The sequence below is a fragment of the Rhodopseudomonas sp. BR0G17 genome (assembly GCF_010907025.1).
GTDB classification, from domain to species: Bacteria; Pseudomonadota; Alphaproteobacteria; order Rhizobiales; family Xanthobacteraceae; genus Rhodopseudomonas; species Rhodopseudomonas palustris_H.
The window spans coordinates 14325-28078 of the sequence record NZ_QUML01000041.1; the positions used below are offsets into that span (position 1 = coordinate 14325).

The window sequence follows — 13754 nt, forward strand, 5'->3', positions numbered from 1 at the left end:
TTTTTTGCAGAATTCCACTAAACTTCATTACATAACTTGGAATTATCGGTTGTTTGAATTCCTCGATCGTCGACCATATCTCGAACGCCTGGCAAGATTTTTAGATCTTCCCCCTCAGGGAGCGCGTTTGGTCATTGCTGGCGGTGGCCTCGGAGTGGGAAAGACCACACTGCTGCGCCATGCCGCAAAGCTGTATCGAAACGACCGATTGTATCTGTTGTGCGATCGAGCAACTCCTGCGGGAGGCCTTCCAGGTGGAATACCTTTTCCCGAATTGTTGGAGAGGCAATTATCCAGTCTCGGAACAGCGTACGGCTTTGAGACCTTCGACGACTTCTGCAAAAGCCATCGCTGGTCGAGGTCAGTCAAGATGGGAGCAGAAGCTGCTGCTTCGATCGCCACCAAGGCCCTGCTCCCCGGCCCCGCATCGCGCTTAGCGTGGGAGGCCTACGAGCGGATCAAAGCGTCCCGCGGCGGTAACAAATCGTCCAAGCTTGAGTCGGACGACCTGCGCCTTCTCTATATATTAGAGAAACTAAAGACTGTGCCTGCGGTCGTTCATATTGATCATGCACATCTTCTGGACCCAGGAGAGATCAAGCTCATCCTGCATTTACTCGATTCAACCACATCCGTCTTCTTCATCGAATTCACGACAGCACAATCGGTGCAACCGCATCCAGACTTGGCAAGCGTTAAACGCTTGGAGCTAAACATCGAGCCACTGCCGCTAGCATATGCAGATCAGCTGTTCTCTAGTTTACCAGATCGATTTGCTCGAACATTACGAGACCAATTCGCCAAGGCCGGAAATCTGTTGCCATACGATGACGCGGCCCTACTAAGGGAGCGCGGCGCCGCGGTCGCCGATACCTTTGATGCCTCCGAAGATGCTCTGGCCAAATTGACCGAAGAAAGGATGTTAAATCTTGGCCAACCGCATCTCAACGCACTACTTGCAATCTCCGCACATGCAGGCCCGGTCGATCGTAACCTGTTGGTTGAATTTCTAGGCTCTACCAGTTCCGGGAATTTTGTCGCGCTGCCGAGCGATGTAGATGGAACGCTCGACTTTCTTGACGAAAGGCTGCTCGCAATCGTGACCACGAGCAGCGCATCATGCCAGCCCCGAGTCCATACTGTAGTAGATCATCATGCCGACCTCGGCGTTATTCAGCTCAGCTTCCGAAAGCTATGGCGTGACTTTTATCGAGACGCATCAACGCTTGGGATTTTTGTTTCTGAGGCGGACCGATGCAGACAGATCTTGCACCAATGCGCAGTACTAAATGATCTGGTTGGCATATCCTCAACACTTCAGGAAGTTGGCCGTAAAGGGATAAATTCACGAAATCCAAAGAGCATCGTCAATTACTTGAAGGATGTTACATCGAGACTACAGTGGGGAAACTCAGAATTCAGCAAGACCGGATTATCGCGCATCGCGCTTTCTCAATGCCATTTCTTCTATGATGCGGGCTGGTTTGACCAGGCGCTTGAATGCCTGGATATTGCGTCCGAGATCCCCCCATCATTCCAGTACTTGCAAGTCGAGTTGTACTGCGCAACCGAGTTTCAGGCGCGCGGCATCAGTATGGCTGACGCGTATCTGAGCAAACTACCGAAGAACACAGAGTCCCTAGACGCGGAACTTTGCCTGAAGTTGATAAAAATGCATGGTCTTAGGAATTCTAATCAGCTGGCATCCGCCAGGGACCTGTACATCGACACAGTTTCGCAGCGGAAGTACTCAAACCTTAGCGCATACCCCACCTTGCTTCGATTTGCAGATCTGTGCCTGTGTTCTGATGAGGACCTCCCTCAATGCGCTCAATATCTTGAGTTGGCGATCGCGGAGTCTGAGAGACGGGGCCTGAGAGGCGAGTTGGCTTCTTCGTGCCTCGCGCTAGGGCAGTTGATCGGATACACACCAAATCTAGATCGGGCGGAAGCGTTATTGAACCGAGCAAGCGAAATCGGAGACGAAGTCTGGCTTCAGCGATCAAATCTGCTAGCAAACCGAGCCGTTATTTCGCTCTATAGAGGAAACCCGACAGCAGAAGACCTGCGCCTTCTAGAACAGGCTCAAGTATTGGCATACGATGCACTGGATTGCCTGCTCATTCAGGTCAACATGCTAATATGGCACGCCGTCGCTGGCGATTTTGATCGAGCACTTCAAATAGAAGAAGTAATTGCAGCGTCGCTCTCGAAAAGCTCCATAGACACTGAAATCAAGAGGATTGCACTTTTCAATTTAGAGGCAACAAATAAACGATTCGGCCGAATGGATGCGGCCGGGGGGTATCACGAGCGCTGGACCGCCTTGCGGTCGGGAATCGACGAAAAATACTGGTCCGCTCGCCGTAACGAGATCGATCTTGATGATTGGAGGTGTTCGCTAGAATTTTATCCAGTTTACTTAGCTCACTGGCATCTCGGCTTGGTACCATTTCAGGCTATTGGAGACTATGCGCGCGATTAGATTGCTGTATGCAGTAAATCGATTTCTTAGGGCAAGAAAATACTCTCCGTTCGAGCCAAGATAGATATCTGGTGTTAGCTCGATTATGAAGAGTCCAGCTTTATTCAGGCGCCCGTCAATTCTCAACAGCTCCACCTTCCCTAGACTCCCAAAACACCTCTTCATCGCCGTGAGCTCATTTTCGTTGATCTGCTCGGTAATCAAGTCGAACTGAAATGCTAGTTCATTTGGCAGTTTGAGATCGAACGTATTTAGGCGGCTATCGAGATAGTCAGACCTTCCATCTATTTTCCAACTGCCAACTTCAACGTCAATTTTACCCGATGCATCTCCGAACAAGCATGCAGAAAACTCTCGACCCTCTATAAACTCTTCTATAATCACCGGCTGCCCAAGGCGTTTTAGGGTGGTTTCAGCGATATCTAGAATTTCGCGCAAACTTCGACAGAGGTTCCGCTGTGTGATTCCAAGCGACGTACCTTCATAATTTGGCTTCACGACCACTGGGGGGCGAACATTTTTGACGAAACTGAGGTCGTCGAGGCTTTGAATGGTGATCGAACCCGGCGCATTCAGACCGCACTGGCGACACACTGACTTGGATAGCTCTTTGTCGTTGCAGACAACCTTAACGAACGCGTCAGCCCCAACAAACATTACATTGTTTGCCTCGCATATCGCGGGAACAAGTCCGTGACGGCTTCTGCTGGATTCCCCAAACCAATACGGAAATACAAGACTTTGTAGATGCTCATGTAGCTCTGTCGTGAAATTCGTTAGATCATCTACTATAATGAGCTGATCGCAACAGTTGAGTAGCGCGTCGCTTATCTCTTCGACAGTGGATCGATATGGTCGATCGATCCGTCGATCAAAAGCGTCGGTGGGAGATTGTGGATCGACTGGGTCCGCAACCAAAATGATCGTGCCGTCCCAAATGCGTTTCGCAGGCAAAGGTAGCATCATAATTCCAAGTTATGCTCAACCTCATCCAGGAGTTGACACGTCAACCTATTGCAATCGGTAACCCTAGACGAATATGACATGCTTCGAACGCTAGCCTCGGCGCCAAGCTGCATTCACATTTCTGCTTGCCCCCTGGGCGGAGTAAGAAATGCCCCTCACAAGAATGATCGCAGTATTTCTCGACTATTGCTCAGTCGAGCGGCAATTGTCGGATCACACTTTGCAGGCCTACGGCTATGACCTTGCGGACTTTACCGCGTGGATCGGGACTCTACGCTGCAAGGATAGGATGTTCTGCGCCGATGCAGTGATCGTCACCGACCACCTTCGCGCCTACCTTGAACACATGATGGAGCGAAAGCTCTCTGCAGCAACGATCCGCCGGCGGCTGGCTTGTCTCCGTGCGTTCTTCCGTTTTGTTGCCGATCGGAATTGTACGCCCAATCCATTCGACGGCTGGCGGCTCAAGCTGCCGAAGCGGAAGCGGTTGCCGCGGACGTTGTCGCGGGACGAGACCACGCGGCTTTTGAAATCGGCGCGAGCGCCAGGCGCGGTGCGGCATGCGGCGCCGGATGCGCCGTCGCTGTGCACCGAGATCCGGCTGATGATCGCGACCGGAATCCGGATCGGTGAGTTATGCAAGATCGCCAGCAGCGACGTCGGCAGCGACGGCGCGGCGATCCGGATTCACGGCAAGGGATCGCGCGATCGCGTCGTGTATGTCACCGATGCGGCCCTCCGCACGGAATTGCGCAAGTTGACGATGCAGCGGCAACGCATGCTCGGCGGCGACGGCCCGCTGTTCGTCAATCGCAACGGCACCAAGCTGAGGCCGCATTCGTTCCGCACCAAGCTGCGCAACTTCGCCGGCCAGGCCGGCGTGCGGCGACGGGTAACCCCTCACATGCTGCGCCATACTGCCGCGACGCTGCTGATCGAGAGCGGGGTCGACATCCGCATCGTGCAGCGGCTCCTCGGACATTCGAGCATTGCCACCACCGAAATCTACACCCATGTCTCCGATGAAGCGCTGCGCTCGACACTCGAGCGGGCGAACATCCTGGCCGGGCTGGCGCGGTAGCTCTCAGCGCGGCGGCACTCCAGATGAAGCGCCCGTAGCGTTTTGGCCAGCTCCTCCCGCGCTGTGCGGCGTGGCGTCGGTCGCGGTCACGCGCCACACCGTGTTGCCGACGTCGTCGGCGATCAGCAGGGCGCCGGATTTGTCGATGGCAACGCCGACCGGGCGGCCGCGGGCTTTGCCGCTTGGGTCGAGAAAGCCGGTGACGACATCTTCGGCCTTGCCGCTCGGCTTGCCGCCGTCGAACGGCACATACACCACCTTGTAGCCGTTGAAGTGCTGCCGGTCCCACGAGCCGTGCTCGCCGACGAAGGCGCCGCCGCGATATTTCGCCGGCAGGCTGGTGCCGGTGGCGAACGCCATCCCGAGCGGGGCGACGTGGGAGCTGAGCGCGTAGTCCGGCACGATCGCCTTGGCCACTAGATCCGGCCGAGGCGGCTGCACCCGCGGGTCGACGTGCTGGCCATAGTAACTGTACGGCCAGCCATAGAAGCCGCCGTCCTTCACCGAGGTCATGTAGTCCGGCACCAGATTGGGGCCGAGCTCGTCGCGCTCATTGACGGCTGTCCACAGCGCGCCGGTCTGGGGCTCTATGCTGAGGCCGTTGGGATTGCGCAAACCCGTGGCGAACAGCCGCCAGCGCCCGGAAGCGCGGTCGACTTCCCAGATCGCGGCGCGGTTCTTCTCCGCCTCGAGGCCGTTCTCGGTGATGTTGCTGTTGGAGCCGACGCCGACATACAGCAGTGCGGCGTCGCGGCTCGCGACCAGGCTCTTGGTCCAGTGATGGTCGATCGGGCCGCCGGGCAGCGGCGTCAGCACTGTGCCGGGCTCGCTGATTTGCGTGTCGCCCGGATGATAGGTGTAATGCATGATCGCGTCGGTGTTGGCGACATAGAGGTCGTTGCCGACCAGCGCCACGCCGAACGGCGAATTGAGATGGTCGAGGAAGGTGCTGCGCACCTCGGGGACGCCGTCGCCATTGGCGTCGCGCAGCAGCGTGATGCGATTGCTCGGCTCGTTGGCACCGCTGCCGCCGGAGGTGACGAAGGACTCGACCCAGCCCATCACCAGATCCTTCGGCCGCTTGATCGGCTCACCGGGCGGCTTCTTCGATTCCACCACCAGCACATCGCCGTTCGGCAGCACGTAGAGCTCGCGCGGATGCTGCAGACCGGTGGCGAGCGCGGCGACCTTGAGACCTTCCGACGCGCTCGGCGTCTCGCCGTCCTTCCATCCGACCACCGGCGCCAGCTTCATCGGCGGAAATAGATATTGCTGCGGCTCGGGCAGATTTGGATTCGGACCGATCTGGCTGGAGACGTCGAAATGATCGTCGCCGCCGCAGCCGGCGAGCGTGAGCAGCGACGCACAGGCGACGAGCGTGGCGATGCGCTTGAACATGACGGTGCTCATCCGGCGCCTCCGACACGATAGCGATACACCAGCGCCCACCCCATCCAGCCGGTGACCAGCAGGACCAGCACCGTCAGCACAGACAGCGTCAGCCCCCACGGCACCACGGAGGTCCAGGCATCGTGGGTGTGCACCAGCATGTTGAGGGTGGCGAGTACCAGCACCACGAGATTGCCGATGCCGTGAATCCAAGCTGCGGTGAGATTGCGGATGGCGCGGCGCGCGAGCAGATCGACGGCGCCGAAGATCGCCGCCAGCCAGCCGATCACCACGCCGGCACTCACCAGCCAGGCCGAGAAGTTCGACCAGCTGATCTCGGCGGTCTTCCAATAGGCGATGTCGGTGAGCAGCGCGCCGACGAAGCAGGCAATCGGGACAGGCACCAGCATCGGATGGATCGGATGCGCGCCGATCCGCGCGGTCGATGCCAGTCGGAGTGAGTTTGCAGGGCCTGAGTTCGCGGGAAATGCGTCGTGCGCCATGGCGAGAATCCGCTGCCGTCTTCCTGACAGGTGCGAACACCGGCCATGCCGCGATGTTCCTGACGACGGCGGAGTAAGCAGGCCCATTCACGGCATTGTTTGCGGCACGCGTATAGGGCGCAGACTTGCGTGCGGCTTGACACCCGGCAGCGCGCCGCCCATCCTCCGCCGCATGATCCGCCGTGCCGCCGCTTTGAAATCGAAAGCCCGCGCTCCTTCAGGGGCAGGTGGCTTGCGCGCGATAGATCAATCTCGCCTTCACGCATGCACCCAACCCCGCCGGTTTCGACGGGGTTTTTTGTTGCAAGCTCCGCCTCCGGCCCGACCTCTCAGGAGACCGAAGATGGAGACGCCCCTGGACGCGACAGCCGAACAGCCGCGCGGGCTGTGGCTACCGCTGATCACGCCGTTTCGGGACGGCGAGCTCGACGCCGCATCGCTGCGCCGGCTGATCACCCACTACGCACGGGCACCTCTCGACGGGCTGATCCTCGGCGCCACCACCGGCGAAGGGGTGACGCTGAATGAAAACGAGCTGGAGCGCCTGGTGATGCTGACCGCCGATGCGCTGGCGGCCGGCGGCCGCAAGCTTCCGGTGTATCTCGGGCTGTCCGGCAGCGACACGCGCAAGCTGGTGCAGACCCTGGCGTGGACTGCGCACTGGCCGATCGACGGCGTGCTGATCGCCTGCCCGTATTACACCCGTCCGCCGCAGCAAGGACTGGTGCTACATTTCGAAGCTGCGGCCGACGCCACCGCGCTGCCGATCCTGATCTACAACATTCCGTATCGCACCGGCGTCAATCTGCACAACGAGGCGATGCTGCGGCTCGCCGAGCGCGCCAACATCGTCGGCGTCAAGGATTGCTGCGCCGATCCTGCGCAGACCGCCGAGTTGCTGCGGCTGCGGCCGCCGGGCTTTGCGGTGCTCACCGGCGAGGATGCGCTGGCTTTCGATGCCTTGAGCCGCGGCTGCGACGGCGCGATCCTCGCCTCGGCACATCTGGAGACCGATGCGTTCGCCGCGATGATGCATCGGCTGCAGGCCGGCGACCGGCTCGGCGGCGCGACCGAATGGCAACGGCTCGCCGACCTGCCGAAGCTGCTGTTCGCCGAGCCGTCCCCGGCGCCGGTGAAATATGCGCTGTGGCGGCGCGGGCTGATCGACAGCCCGGAGGTGCGGCTGCCGATGACACCGGTGTCGCCCGCGCTCGCTACCGCCCTCGATGCGCGGCTCCTGCCCGGCCGATCCGCGGCTTAGGCGGTCCGATGCGGCCCGGCCGAAGCCCTTGACGGGCGCGACCGGGACCGCCTTATGGAGCCGGCGAAAGCTGCCCGGTTGCGGCCCGAATCCGCTAGTATAGGGATCAGCTTCCGTTTTTCCGGTGGCGATTGCGCAAGATCCGCATGTCCGACAAGCCGAGATCCTTCTTTGGCGTCTTTACCGAGCGCGGCCCGCTAGGCGCGCTCGCGGTCGCCGGCGTGCTGCTGTTCGGCATCGTCGGGCCGGCATCGGCGCAGTTCTTCGATTTCGGCGGCCCCCCGCCCGCCCGCCAGCAACGTGGCGGCGGTGGTGGTGGCGGATTCGGCTGGTTCGGCAACGACGTGTTCCAGCCGTTCCATCAGAACCAGCCGCAGCGCCGCGCAGCCCCCCGCGAGGACTATTCCAAGGCGCCCGCGCCTGAGAAGCGCGAGACGATCCCGGATCGGACCGTGCTGGTACTCGGCGACTCGATGGCCGACTGGCTCGGCTACGGCCTGGAGCAGGCTTACGCCGAGCAGCCCGAAATGGGCGTGGTTCGCAAGTTCAAGACCATCTCGGGCCTGCTCCGCTACGCGCCGAAGGGTGAGCCGTCGGATTGGGTCGCAGCCGCCAAAGAGGTGATCGCCCAGGAGAACCCGGACGCGATCGTGGTGATGCTCGGCCTGTCGGACCGCATTGCGATCCGCGAGCAGGCGACGCCCGAGAAGGACAAGAAGAAGGACGACAAGGCCGCCGCCAAGCCCGGCGAAGAGGCCAAGCCGGACGCTAAGACCGACAACAAGACAGACAACAAAACCGACGCGAAGCCTGACGGCAAAACCGACGCCAAGCCGGACGAGAAGGCCGCCGACAACGCCGCTGCAGACGACGACGAGGATGACGACGACTCGCTGCGGATCATGAACGAAAAGGGCAAGCGCGCCGCAGGCGGCGTCGCCCAGTTTCGCGAAGATCGCTGGTCGGAGCTTTACGCCAAGAAGATCGAGGACCTGATCAACGTCCTCAAAGCCAAGAACGTCCCGATCCTGTGGGTCGGCCTGCCCGCGGTGCGCGGCACCAAGGCGACCTCGGACATGCAGTTCCTCAACGCGCTGTATCGTGACGGCGCCGCTAAGGCCGGCATCACCTATGTCGATGTCTGGGACGGCTTCGTCGACGAAGGCGGCCGCTACGTGTTGCAGGGCCCGGACTTCGAAGGCCAGATCCGCCGGCTGCGCTCGTATGACGGCGTGTATTTCACCAAGGCAGGCGCCCGCAAGCTGGCGCATTACGCCGAGCGCGAGATCGCCCGCCTGCTGGCAGCGCGCAGCGGCCCGATTGCCCTGCCGACCGAACCGGCCGCGCCCGACACGGCCGCCAAGCCGCCGGCAGGTCCCGCGCCGCGCCCGGCTGCCGGCCCGATCCTGCCGCTGGTTGCTTCTTCAGTGTCGACCGACCGCCTGCTCGGCGGGCCGGGCACCGCGCCGGCGCCGGTCGATGCGCTGGTCTCCCGCACGCTGGTGAAGGGCGAGCCGCTGTCGGCGCCCGCCGGCCGCGCCGACGACGACGTCTGGCCGCGCCGGGAAGTGTCGATCGAAAAGGCCCAGGAGCCTCCGCCGCCGAAGGAGCAGCCGAAGCCGGAGACCCCGGTGGCAAGCGCCAAGCCCAGCGGCGGCGCGCCGAGCGCTTCGGCGGGAGCGCAGCCGCAGCAGCAACAACAGCAGCGCCGTGTCGCCCGCTCCGCGCCGCCGCCCCCGCCGCCGACCGCATCTGGTTTCTTCGGCTTTGGCGGCCCGCCGCAGCAGCAAGGCCGCCGCGCCCCGCCGCCGAGCGCGTCGGGCTTCTTCTCGATCTTCCGCTGACGGCAGGCGTCGAGATACGCGGGACCATGCCGCGTATCTCACCACAATGACCGCAACGCGGCTGACGCGCCGTTACAAAATCAGCCCGCCGTCGACCACCAGCGTCTGGCCGAGCACATAGGCCGACAGCGGAGACGCCAGAAACAGCGCAGCGCCGGCCATGTCTTCGGGCGTGCCGAGGCGCTTCATCGGAATGCCTTCGATCGCGCCGGCGAGCCGCTTCGGATTGTCGGTGGTGACCTTGGTCATCTTGGTATCGACCAGGCCCGGCGCGATGCCGTTGACGCGAATGCCGTCCTCGGCCCAGGCCTGCGCCAGCGTCCGGGTCAGCCCGTAAGCGCCGGTCTTCGACGCGTTGTAAGCCGGGTTGCCCTTGGTGGCGTGGAACGCCGCAGTCGACGACACGATGATCAGCTTGCCGGACGCCGCTTTGAGCTGCGGATGGAATTTCGCCGCGCAGGCCATCAGGCTCATCAGGTTGACTTCCATCACGTGGCGGAAGCCATCCATCTCGAACTCACCGCGGCGATAGATCACCGCACCCTGTGCCAGCACCAGAATGTCGAGCCGCTCGATCGGCGGCGCGAACGCGTCGACCGCCTGCGCCTTGCCGACGTCGAGCTGCACGTAGGTCAGTCCGTCGAAATGGCTGCCGTCTTCAGCCGAGTAGTCCGACGGCGCCGCGCGCGTGCCGGTGACGCAGACCTTGGCGCCGCGGGTGCGAAACGCCTGCGCGATGCCGTTGCCGATGCCGCTCGAACCGCCGACCACCAGCACCTGCTGGCCACTGAAATCGAGATCGTTCACGCGCGTCCTCCTGTTTGTTGTTGTTCGTCGTCTGCGCGACGTTTGACCTGTGTGTCGATCGATGCCAGCCTTGTCAATCGGAAGGCACGCGCGCCGCGCGCCCGCACATTCCGCAACAAGAAACAACCGGAGGAAACCGATGTCGTACAAGCCGCTCAGCCGTTCCGTCAAAGGCCTGCGCGTTCTCGTCACAGGCGCCGCAAGCGGCATGGGCCGCGCCACCGCGCACGTGTTCGCCGACGAAGGCGCACGCGTCGCCGTCACTGATGTCACCCTCGCCGGCGCGCAGCCGGTCGCCGACGCCATCAAGGCGCGCGGCGGCGATGCGACCGCGTTTGCGCTCGATGTCGGCGACGCGCAGGCGATCAAGAGCGGCGTCGAGCACATCGCGCAATCACTCGGCGGGCTCGACATCGTCATCAACAATGCCGGCATCTCGGCGGCGCTGCCGATCGACGATGCGGGCTACGATGCGGTGTGGGAGCGCGCGCTCAATATTCTGCTTACCGCGCATCCGCGCGTGATCCGCGCCGCGCTGCCGTATTTGCGCAAGTCGCAATCACCGCGCATCGTCAACATCGCCTCCACCGAAGCCCTCGGCGCCACCGCAACTCACAGCCCATACTCGGCGGCGAAAGCCGGCGTCACCGGACTGACGCGCTCGCTCGCAGTGGAGCTTGGCCCCGAAGGCATCACCGTGAACTGCATCTGCCCCGGCCCGATCACCACCGGCATGACCGACCGCATCAGCGCCGACCACAAACAGAAATACGCCCGCCGCCGCACCGCTTTGCACCGCTACGGCGACCCGGAAGAAGTCGCCCACATGACGCTCAGCCTGTGCCTGCCCGCCGCATCGTTCATCACCGGCGCGGTGATCCCGGTCGACGGTGGGCTGATGGCCAGGAATGCGTGAGATCACTTGGGCAGGAAACGCTGGGGGCGATTAGCCGTCGCCGCGCCGCTGTCTCCCTGCACCGTCGTTCCGGGGCGCTCGCAACGCGAGCGAACCCGGAACCCCGAGCTGATAGCAAAGAGAGATTCCGGGTTCGCGACCTAGCGGTCGCGCCCCGGAATGACTCGGGGTGGGATGAGATCACAACTCGACGTCAACGCCAGACGTCACCCATCACCCGCCACGCTCTCCCGCTCCTTCATGGATGGAGTGACCAGTTCGCGGCACGTGAGGTCGAATGGCCGGAGTCGCCAGCGCATCGAGCACGGTCTGCATCACGCCGTCGAAGTAACGATCGATGTCGGAATCCCAAAAATGCAGCACACGGAAGCCTTGACGGCGCAGGACAACACCGCGCTGCCGATCAGCGGTGAAATACGCCGGCATGGCGTGCTGATCGCCATCGGCTTCGATGATCAACCTGGCGGATAAGCAGACGAAGTCGACCACATAGCAACCGATCGGCGCCTTCCGCCGGAAGTGATAGCCGCGCGGCTTGAGCCCGCGCAGCCCAGCCCACAGCCGCGTTTCCTGCGGCGTGAGACGCTTGCGAAGTCCACGTGCGGTGGCACTGGCCACGGCTGATCCTCTCGCTCGGCTGCAAGAGAGTTGATCCGCGCAGCTGGTTCGTCAACCAGGACGGGTAGTAGGCGAGTAAGATTCGCGTTTTTGTAGGCAGGCCGCGAGCCCGGCCGGCCGGCTACCCGCTTCGTGAAGCCGGAGCATGGAGGCAGAAGCTGCGGCTGGGCGGCAGCTCGTTGCAACCACCACCGTCATTGCCGGGCTTGACCCGGCAATCCATCAATCTTCGCGTACGTAATGTTGATCGCGCGCTAATGCGCGCGATGGATGCGCGGGTCGAGCCCGCGCATGACGCTGGGGCGTGTAGCTGTCGCCTTGCGCCGCTTACCGCGGCAGCGTCGTGCTACCCATCAAAAACCGGTCGATCGCCTGGGCACAGAGGCGGCCTTCGCGGATCGCCCAGACCACCAGCGACTGGCCGCGGCGCATGTCGCCGGCGGCGAACACCTTGTCGACCGAGGTGGTGAAGTGCGACAGGTCGGCGGCGACGTTGCCGCGCGGGTCGAGCGCGACGCCGAGCTGGGTCAGCAGGCCTTCCTTGACCGGCGAGACAAAGCCCATCGCCAGCAGCACGAGGTCGGCTTCGAGCACGAATTCGGTGCCGGGGATCGGCTGAAACTTGGCGTCGACGCGGACGCAGTTCAGCTTCTTGACGACGCCGCCCTCACCTTCGAACGACTGGGTCATCACGGCGAATTCGCGCGCGGCGCCTTCGGCCTGGCTCGATGAGGTCCGCATCTTCATCGGCCAGTTCGGCCAGGTCAGCGCCTTGTTCTCACGCTCCGGCGGCGCCGGCATGATTTCGATCTGGGTCACCGACTTGGCGCCCTGACGGATCGAGGTGCCGATGCAGTCCGAACCGGTGTCACCGCCGCCGATCACCACCACATTCTTGCCGGCGGCGAGAATGTCGGTGCCGTTCACGGCTTCGCCCGAGACGCGGCGGTTCTGCTGGGTGAGGAAGTCCATCGCGAAATGGATGCCGCTGAGCTCACGGCCCGGGATCGGCAGATCGCGCGGCGCTTCGGCACCGCCGGTCAGCGCGACGGCATCGTACTGCTTGAGCAGCTCAGCCGGATCGACTGCGCCCGGAGCGCTGCCGCCGACCGGCGCGCCGTAGTGGAAGGTGACGCCTTCGGCTTCCATCTGAGCGACGCGGCGGTCGATCAGAGTCTTCTCCATCTTGAAGTCCGGGATGCCGTAGCGGAGCAGGCCGCCGGCCTTGGCGAACTTCTCATAGACGTGGACATCGTGGCCGGCGCGCGCCAGCTGCTGGGCGCAGGCGAGGCCCGCCGGGCCGGCGCCGACGATCGCGACGCTCTGGCCGGTCTTGACCGCGGCAATCTCCGGCTTGACCCAGCCGTTGTCGAACGCGGTGTCGACGATCGCGCATTCGATCGTCTTGATGGTGACCGGGTTGTCGTCGATGTTCAGCGTGCACGACGCTTCGCACGGGGCCGGGCAGATCCGGCCGGTGAACTCCGGGAAGTTATTGGTCGAGTGCAGGGTGCGCGCGGCTTCCTGCCAATAGCCGTTGTAAACCAGGTCGTTCCAGTCGGGGATCTGGTTGTTGACCGGGCAACCCGTCGCGCCCGGCTGGGGCGAACCGGTGCCGTGGCAATACGGGATGCCGCAGTTCATGCAGCGGGCGGCCTGGTCGCGCAGGTCTTTCTCACTGAGCGGAACCACGAACTCGCTGTAGTTCTTCACCCGTTCGGCGACCGGCGCATAAGCGCGATCGTGCCGCTCGATTTCCAGAAATCCCGTGACCTTGCCCATTGCGTTTCACATTTACGGTAGGATGAAGGGGAAGAAGTACCAATAACCGAAGCCGATTACGGCACCCAAAACAACAGTCCAAAGTTCGAGCGTTCCGTTGAT

The 13754-nt window shown here is 62.3% G+C and carries 11 protein-coding genes; 5 read left to right on the forward strand and 6 right to left on the reverse strand.

What is annotated here, in order from left to right:
• The first annotated feature begins 4 nt into the window (after positions 1 to 4).
• On the forward strand, positions 5 to 2485 hold the full coding sequence (locus tag DY467_RS22660) for an ATP-binding protein (protein ID WP_164639119.1): 2481 nt from the start codon (positions 5 to 7) through the stop codon (positions 2483 to 2485).
• Here DY467_RS22660 and DY467_RS22665 read toward each other — a convergent pair.
• Complete coding sequence (locus DY467_RS22665; protein ID WP_164639121.1) at positions 2423 to 3448, reverse strand: D-alanine--D-alanine ligase family protein; 1026 nt, start codon at positions 3446 to 3448, stop codon at positions 2423 to 2425. The two genes, DY467_RS22660 and DY467_RS22665, sit on opposite strands and share 63 nt — an antisense overlap.
• A gap of 151 nt (positions 3449 to 3599) precedes the next feature.
• On the opposite strand from DY467_RS22665, the gene DY467_RS22670 reads away from it, so the two are divergent.
• Positions 3600 to 4532: a tyrosine-type recombinase/integrase gene (locus DY467_RS22670; RefSeq protein ID WP_164639130.1), complete on the forward strand. Its 933-nt coding sequence runs from the start codon at positions 3600 to 3602 to the stop codon at positions 4530 to 4532.
• 3 nt (positions 4533 to 4535) lie between these two features.
• On the opposite strand, the gene DY467_RS22675 is transcribed toward DY467_RS22670, so the two are convergent.
• Together DY467_RS22675 and DY467_RS22680 are read right to left on the reverse strand one after the other, a co-directional pair.
• Entirely contained in the window at positions 4536 to 5942 is a 1407-nt protein-coding gene (locus DY467_RS22675) for a PQQ-dependent sugar dehydrogenase (protein WP_502706453.1), read from the reverse strand.
• A complete protein-coding gene (locus DY467_RS22680; RefSeq protein ID WP_164639132.1) occupies positions 5939 to 6424 on the reverse strand; it encodes a DUF2231 domain-containing protein in 486 nt (161 codons plus the stop codon). Before DY467_RS22680 ends, DY467_RS22675 begins: the two co-directional genes overlap by 4 nt.
• A 343-nt stretch (positions 6425 to 6767) precedes the next feature.
• Here DY467_RS22680 and dapA point away from each other — a divergent pair, with 343 nt between their 5' ends.
• Both dapA and DY467_RS22690 read left to right on the forward strand, forming a co-directional pair.
• A complete protein-coding gene (dapA, locus tag DY467_RS22685) occupies positions 6768 to 7685 on the forward strand; it encodes a 4-hydroxy-tetrahydrodipicolinate synthase (protein WP_164639133.1) in 918 nt (305 codons plus the stop codon).
• A 146-nt stretch (positions 7686 to 7831) separates the two neighbouring features.
• Entirely contained in the window at positions 7832 to 9529 is a 1698-nt protein-coding gene (locus tag DY467_RS22690; protein ID WP_164639135.1) for an SGNH/GDSL hydrolase family protein, read from the forward strand.
• A gap of 72 nt (positions 9530 to 9601) precedes the next feature.
• Here DY467_RS22690 and DY467_RS22695 read toward each other — a convergent pair whose 3' ends face one another.
• Positions 9602 to 10336 (reverse strand): SDR family NAD(P)-dependent oxidoreductase, encoded by a 735-nt coding sequence (locus DY467_RS22695; protein ID WP_107354328.1) that lies wholly within the window; start codon positions 10334 to 10336, stop codon positions 9602 to 9604.
• A gap of 139 nt (positions 10337 to 10475) precedes the next feature.
• On the opposite strand from DY467_RS22695, the gene DY467_RS22700 reads away from it, so the two are divergent.
• Positions 10476 to 11252, forward strand: a complete 777-nt coding sequence (locus DY467_RS22700) for an SDR family NAD(P)-dependent oxidoreductase (protein WP_107354327.1) — start codon at positions 10476 to 10478, stop codon at positions 11250 to 11252.
• Between the two features lie 213 nt (positions 11253 to 11465).
• On the opposite strand, the gene DY467_RS22705 is transcribed toward DY467_RS22700, so the two are convergent.
• Positions 11466 to 11870: a DUF559 domain-containing protein gene (locus DY467_RS22705; protein ID WP_164639137.1), complete on the reverse strand. Its 405-nt coding sequence runs from the start codon at positions 11868 to 11870 to the stop codon at positions 11466 to 11468.
• Positions 11871 to 12197: 327 nt separating this feature from the next.
• Positions 12198 to 13652 (reverse strand): glutamate synthase subunit beta, encoded by a 1455-nt coding sequence (locus DY467_RS22710; protein WP_164639139.1) that lies wholly within the window; start codon positions 13650 to 13652, stop codon positions 12198 to 12200.
• Positions 13653 to 13754: the final 102 nt, after the last annotated feature.

Bases quoted from the DNA above. Each gene is read 5' to 3' on its own strand.
- DY467_RS22665 (WP_164639121.1), bottom strand. From the start codon at position 3,448: ATGCTACCTTTGCCTGCGAAACGCATTTGGGACGGCACGATCATTTTG.
- DY467_RS22670 (WP_164639130.1), top strand. From the start codon at position 3,600: ATGCCCCTCACAAGAATGATCGCAGTATTTCTCGACTATTGCTCAGTC.
- DY467_RS22675 (WP_502706453.1), bottom strand. From the start codon at position 5,942: ATGAGCACCGTCATGTTCAAGCGCATCGCCACGCTCGTCGCCTGTGCG.
- DY467_RS22680 (WP_164639132.1), bottom strand. From the start codon at position 6,424: ATGGCGCACGACGCATTTCCCGCGAACTCAGGCCCTGCAAACTCACTC.
- dapA (WP_164639133.1), top strand. From the start codon at position 6,768: ATGGAGACGCCCCTGGACGCGACAGCCGAACAGCCGCGCGGGCTGTGG.
- DY467_RS22690 (WP_164639135.1), top strand. From the start codon at position 7,832: ATGTCCGACAAGCCGAGATCCTTCTTTGGCGTCTTTACCGAGCGCGGC.
- DY467_RS22700 (WP_107354327.1), top strand. From the start codon at position 10,476: ATGTCGTACAAGCCGCTCAGCCGTTCCGTCAAAGGCCTGCGCGTTCTC.
- DY467_RS22710 (WP_164639139.1), bottom strand. From the start codon at position 13,652: ATGGGCAAGGTCACGGGATTTCTGGAAATCGAGCGGCACGATCGCGCT.